Below are 6,039 nucleotides of genomic sequence, written 5' to 3'. Positions count from 1 at the left end.
CGCTAAAGTGACCGTCATTCTGAACCGTGAGGAACGAACGTGATTCAGAATCTACTATCCGATTGTGCGGTAGTGAGATGGCTCTATTGGGTTGGGGAGCTTGCTGAGGTTAGATTCTTAGTCTCGTTTGGACTCGCTAGAATGACGAATCTTCTCGGTTGAGTGCGCTAAAGTGACCGTCATTCTGAACAGTGAGGGACGAACGTGATTCAGAATCTACAGACCGAGTTTGATATCACTAAGGTGATAAACCGAAATTAAATAGTGCGCTGATAATAGATTCCGGATGCTCGCTTGAGCTCGTTCGGAAGGACGCTGTTGGGTTCAGTGAGCGTGTTTCTGTAAGTGAAGCGCCCTGTATTCTGTATTTCAATCACGTTCTCAAAAAGTAATGAAATGCACAAACTAGCAGAGTGCTCCACCTAGGATTCTAGGCTCTATAATCTAGGCCCTTATTTTTACCTAAAAATTCTCTTTCCAAATTGCACATGGTTCGATTTTGGCGCGTTGCAATTTATGACGGTCCTTTTCGGCGTCACGCTTGAACTTGTATGGCCCTAGTACTATTCGGTACCACGAACTGCCTTCTTTCTGGCGAATTTGGCTAGAGATGCCTTGGAAAGCGATCGCCAGTTTGCGTTCTTCCGCCTGAGCTTGAGTTTTATAGGCACCGCACTGCATGATGTAAGGGATCTTCGACACTTCGATCTCTTTAGCGACGACTTCGATTTCACGGTTTGGCAATGACTCTACGTATTCCCACTTCTCTTCAGGAGGTGCAGGCAACTCTTTTTTCGGTTTTGGCTTGCTTGTAGTCGCAGGCTGTTGTTTGACAACCGGCTGTTCTGGCTCTGGATCATTACTTAATAAGTACAAGCCGTAACCAAATCCACTGACAAGCAAAATTGCCAGCAGACCACTACGCCAAGGTTTTTTTCTAGAGGGCTGTTTTTTTGTCGACTTTTTCGGAGCGCCGCGCCCTCGTCTTACATAATCTTTATTTGCCACGGTTACTTCGGTCATCAAGAATTCTGCGAAATATGTTAATCCAGAATGAGGATGGAAAACACCCTGTTCGCGCAATCTTGTTAGTTTTAAAAGAAAGGGGCGTGATAAAACGCAGGTCCTAGGATCCTAGGACCTAAAATCTTGGATTACGGATTACGGATTACGGATTACGGATTACGGATTACGCGCAAACGTGGTCTTTTCTGTATTCCGTAAGCGAAGCGCTCCGTATTCGGTATTCCGGTCATTTTCTCGAGAAGCAATCAAATGCACTAACTTCCCACACGCTCCACTTAGGACCTAGGCCCTAACAACCTAGGTCCTTTAATTTTCTATCGCAATGGCGGAGGCGCAGCACTACCACGAACGACGAGCTTAGTATCGAGTAGGCGAGAGCCGGAGTGCACATCATGCCCTCTCAAGAGTTCTAACATCATTAGCATGGCTTGACGGCCAATCTCATAACGTGGTTGAGAAACGGTGGTTAGCGGTGGATCGCAGTATTGGGCGAATTGAATATCATCGAAGCCGACAATAGAGAGATCTTGTGGGACGCGCAAGCCAAGCCGTTTTGCTTCTTGGATCGCGCCTATCGCCATGGTGTCACAGTGACAGAATAGAGCCGTCGGAGGTGTTGGCAGTTCGAGCAGTTTACGTACTGCTTGTGCACCACCTTCAAAAGAAAAATCTGCAATGACACTGTATAGCGGATCTTGGCTAATACCCGCACGACGCAATGCTTGTTGGTAGCCTTGCTGGCGGAATTGACACAGTGCCGCAGTATCTGGGCCCGAAACTTGCGCAATTCGTTTATGCCCAAGTTGGGTTAGGTAGTTTACTGCTTCGAAAGCGGCCGTTAAGTTATCGATGTGAACCGTTGGCAGTTCAAGCTCTGGTGCAAACTCACATGCCATTACCATCGGTGGTAGGTTTTTTTGCTCAGGCTTGCTGACATCGAAAGGGAGATCCGTTCCAAGTAACAGCATGCCATCCGCTTGTTTGGTGAACACCAAGTTTACAAATGAGCTTTCACGCTTTTTCTGCTGGCCGCTATCTCCTAGCAATACAAGGTAGCCGTGCTCCATTGCCGCGTCTTCGATACCGCGAATAATTTCTGCAAAGTAAGGATCACAGATGTCTGGCACAATGGTGACAATGGTTTTTGACTCGTTTCTACGTAAATTGCGTGCGAGAGAATTCGGAGAGTAGCCCGCTTCAAGAACGGCGTCTTCTACTCTTTTTCGTGTCGAAGAAGACACTTTTTCTGGATTCATCAGCGCTCGTGATACCGTAGCCGTAGATACCCCTGCAAGCTGGGCAACATCCTTCATTGTCGCCATAGTTATACCCTCTCAAATTGTCGCCAAGTTGACGTTAGTCGTTGTTTTAATATCAGTCTATGTGATTGACTCACGTTAGACTTTGCTTATTTGAATAGTCTATTCATTTCTAGAGGGAAAGTTACGGTCTGTTTAACAAAACTCGCATTCCTATTGTGATGCAACTCACATTAAGGGGTAATTCATTACATGGTTAAACGTTTGCTAACTGAGATCTTGTGGTTCAATGTCTAAGTTCCAGCGTACTTTCTTAGCATTCGGCAACAAATCAATAGCAGGTTTTGTACTGGTTAATAACTTTTGCATTAATGAACGATGCTGAGTTTGCAGCAATAGTTGCCAACGATATTTCCCCGCACGCTTGGCTAAAGGCGAAGGTGTCGGCCCTAATACCATACAGTTGTCATCAAATAAGGGATGCGACTCTAATGTAAAGCGAACCTGACGCAGAAAATCTTCGACCAACTCACTGTGGTTCGCTTCTGCCTTAAATAATGTTAGGTAGCTATAAGGAGGGAGCTGAGCCAATTTGCGTTCTTCTAATGCTGTCATCGCAAAGTGTCGGTAGTCTTTGTGTAACAAGGCTTGGAGTAAGCTGTGTTCGGGGTGATGCGTTTGCAAAACGACTTCACCTGGCTTACTTGCACGCCCAGCACGCCCGGCCACTTGAATAAATAACTGAGCCAAGCGCTCAGACGCGCGAAAATCACTGCTATATAGAGAGCCATCGATATCAAGCAACGCGACTAATGTAACGTTCGGGAAGTGGTGTCCTTTGGCAAGCATCTGAGTGCCAATCAATATTTGATACTCACCTTTGCGAATGGACGTTAATGCATCTTCCAAGCTGCCTTTGCGGCGCGTGCTGTCTCTATCAATTCGTATTGCTTTGTATTCAGGGAATAGCTGCGCCAGTTGTTGTTCTAACTGTTCAGTACCAACGCCAACGGTGACCAGTTGTGTTGAACCACACCCTTGACACTGATGGATTATGGGTTGCTGTGAGCCGCAGTGGTGACAGCGAATCTCATTACTATATTGATGGAAGGTATAGTAAGCATCACAGCGTTTACACTCGGCGATCCAGCCACACTCATGACACATCAATGCCGGAGAAAAACCTCTTCGGTTTAGGAACAGCATCACCTGATTGCCTGCTTTTAGATGTTTACGCATTTCTGCAATCAAGGGCGCGGATAGGCCACTCTCTAAATACAGCCCTTTAACATCGAGCACTTTATTGGTTGTTGGCACCGCAGAACCTGCACGTTGTGTCAGTGTTAAATGGTGATACTTACCTGAAAGCGCATTATGAAGCGTCTCGAGTGCAGGGGTAGCAGAGCCTAGTACGATAGGTACTTGCTCTTTGTGCGCGCGCATCACCGCAACGTCACGGGCGTGATAGCGCAAACTGTCTTGCTGCTTGTAGGACGCATCGTGCTCTTCATCGACAATAATAATGCCGAGGTCAGCAAAAGGAGCAAGTAGGGCAGAGCGAGTGCCAATAATAATGCCTGCGGCTTTGTCTCGTGCCGATAGCCAAGCGTTTAAGCGTTCGGTTTCGTTCAGTCCAGAGTGGATAACATCAACAGGTACATTGAAGCGATGCTTAAAGCGATTGATGGTTTGCGGTGTTAAGCCAATCTCTGGCACTAATATTAATGCTTGTTTTCCCTTTTCGAGCACTGGCTTTATTAGGTTGAGATAGACCTCAGTTTTACCTGACCCTGTGACGCCTTCTAACAAATAGCAGGCGAATCCGGTTTGGCTATTTACACTGGCAATGGCGAGTGCTTGTTCATGGTTAAGTTTCGGTTTTTCAACCTCAGCCTCGACTTGCTGCCCCCATTTACCGATGCTCGGCTTCTTCTCTATACGTTCAACCCAACCTTTCTCTTCTAGTGACTTAAGCACCGTCGAGGCTATCTCTTGATCAAGCAACTCTTGATGTGGAACGGCACCGTTGATCAACGCCTGCAATGCACGTTGTTGCTTGACCGCACGACGGTCAAGCCCCTGCATGAGCTTATTCTTACCCGCTTCGGTAATTTGCCATTCTTGTAGTGTGGCGAAGTCAGCTGGCTTGCCTTTTCTTAGCGCGGCCGGCATGGCGTTGTGTAGTGTCTCTCCAAGTGGGTATTGATAGAAAGTACTGCACCAATTGAGTAAGGAGTAGAGCTTCTCTGACCATACGGGTTGAGAGTCTAATACCGCTTTGATCGGCTTGAGTTGCTCTTTAGTAAAGTCAGAGTGGTTCACCATTGCTGTCACTATACCCACTAAAGTCTGGCGACCGAAAGGCACAGAGACGCGACCGCCAATGATCGGAAACAGATGGCCAGGGATGACATAATCAAACTGTTTGTCGAGCGGGACGGGTAGGGCCACTCTGGCGATGGATGGGCGCATAGGTTACTAACTATATAAAAGAGAGAGAAAGGTATTAAACCGCGCTTGGCAATCTGAGTAAAGCCACTCCATTGCAATAGAAAGTCTGGTCAGCGCGATGGTTGGCGAAAAAAGTAGCAAAAAAGTCACCAAATGTATTGATCCGAGAGGGGCGATTCATTACTATACTGCGCCTTGAGATATGGCTTCGACAATGCGTCGATGCGGTATCGCATTTTATTATTAATTACGTGTGGTGTGCGGCATAGATTCGTATAGCGACACGGCCTACTATTGAGGTTATCCCATGAAAGCTGGTATCCACCCAGAATACAAAGCAGTAACTGCTACTTGTTCTTGCGGCAACTCTTTTGAGTTCAACACTACTCTAGCGAAAGAATCTATTCACCTAGACGTATGTGACAAGTGCCACCCATTCTACACTGGTAAGCAACGTATCGTTGATACAGGCGGCCGTGTTGATCGCTTCAACAAGCGTTTCGGCGCACTATCAAGCGGTAAGAAATAATAGCAGACGCTATTATGATTACAGTTTAGAAAAGGACGCTTCGGCGTCCTTTTTGTTTATGAGGTAAACGGACACTTTTGATGCAAACTGATTGTATGAAATTTATTCGATTATTTTTCGTTCGGCTATTGCATCCTAAAATGTGATCTGTATAATGCCTCGCACTGGTTAAGCCAGTTGTGAACCAATGAGCAGTGAGGAGCGAGCAAATCTTCGTGATTTGTAAGGTAATGTAGACTCAGCTTATGTTCGCGGTTAATACAATTAGCTATCTTTTCTTCGGAAAAACTGTTCCCAGAGGTGACTCTGACATATAGGGATAGTTAATCGAAAATTAACTGACAATGCGTCCTAATCTTGGATGCTACGGTTTCACATAAATCAATCGGCATTCTCTCGTCTTGACGAGTTTGAGTGGCGATATTGTTTGTGTAATTTTTAATATTGGAGCTCTGTCTCATGCAGAACCAACGTATCCGTATCCGCCTAAAAGCTTTCGATTACAAACTAATCGACGCTTCTACAGCGGAAATCGTTGAAACAGCTAAGCGCACTGGCGCACAGGTTCGTGGTCCAATCCCACTACCTACTCGTAAAGAGCGTTTCACAGTTCTTATCTCTCCACACGTTAACAAGAAAGCACGTGACCAGTACGAAATTCGTACTCACAAGCGTCTAATCGACATCGTTGAGCCAACAGACAAAACTGTTGATGCTCTAATGCGTCTAGACCTTGCTGCGGGCGTTGACGTTCAAATTAGCCTAGGTTAAGGG

At 46.2% G+C, this 6,039-nt stretch carries 5 protein-coding genes; 2 read left to right on the top strand and 3 right to left on the bottom strand.

Going from position 1 to position 6,039, the window contains the following annotated elements; genetic code table 11:
* Positions 1-462: 462 nt before the first annotated feature.
* From ftsN to priA, 3 genes are all read right to left on the bottom strand, one after another.
* Entirely contained in the window at positions 463-1,008 is a 546-nt protein-coding gene (gene ftsN / locus ACVA54_RS14050; RefSeq protein WP_099080010.1) for a cell division protein FtsN, read from the bottom strand.
* A gap of 332 nt (positions 1,009-1,340) precedes the next feature.
* Entirely contained in the window at positions 1,341-2,348 is a 1,008-nt protein-coding gene (gene cytR / locus ACVA54_RS14045) for a DNA-binding transcriptional regulator CytR (RefSeq protein ID WP_099079991.1), read from the bottom strand.
* 204 nt (positions 2,349-2,552) lie between these two features.
* Positions 2,553-4,757: a primosomal protein N' gene (gene priA, locus ACVA54_RS14040; protein ID WP_446580966.1), complete on the bottom strand. Its 2,205-nt coding sequence runs from the start codon at positions 4,755-4,757 to the stop codon at positions 2,553-2,555.
* 286 nt (positions 4,758-5,043) lie between these two features.
* Between priA and rpmE the strand changes: the two genes are divergently transcribed.
* On the top strand, positions 5,044-5,265 hold the full coding sequence (gene rpmE, locus ACVA54_RS14035; RefSeq protein ID WP_099079989.1) for a 50S ribosomal protein L31: 222 nt from the start codon (positions 5,044-5,046) through the stop codon (positions 5,263-5,265).
* A gap of 459 nt (positions 5,266-5,724) precedes the next feature.
* Positions 5,725-6,036 (top strand): 30S ribosomal protein S10, encoded by a 312-nt coding sequence (rpsJ, locus tag ACVA54_RS14030; RefSeq protein WP_004410492.1) that lies wholly within the window; start codon positions 5,725-5,727, stop codon positions 6,034-6,036.
* Positions 6,037-6,039: the final 3 nt, after the last annotated feature.

It is taken from the genome of Vibrio sp. PNB23_22_6 (assembly GCF_052877535.1).
The sequence above is the reverse complement of the archived record's forward strand: the minus strand, read 5'-3'. Positions and strand labels throughout refer to the sequence as shown.

What these genes read in the sequence shown, in the direction of transcription:
- cytR (WP_099079991.1), bottom strand. Translation starts at nt 2,348, where the DNA reads ATGGCGACAATGAAGGATGTTGCCCAGCTTGCAGGGGTATCTACGGCT.
- priA (WP_446580966.1), bottom strand. Translation starts at nt 4,757, where the DNA reads ATGCGCCCATCCATCGCCAGAGTGGCCCTACCCGTCCCGCTCGACAAA.
- rpmE (WP_099079989.1), top strand. Translation starts at nt 5,044, where the DNA reads ATGAAAGCTGGTATCCACCCAGAATACAAAGCAGTAACTGCTACTTGT.
- rpsJ (WP_004410492.1), top strand. Translation starts at nt 5,725, where the DNA reads ATGCAGAACCAACGTATCCGTATCCGCCTAAAAGCTTTCGATTACAAA.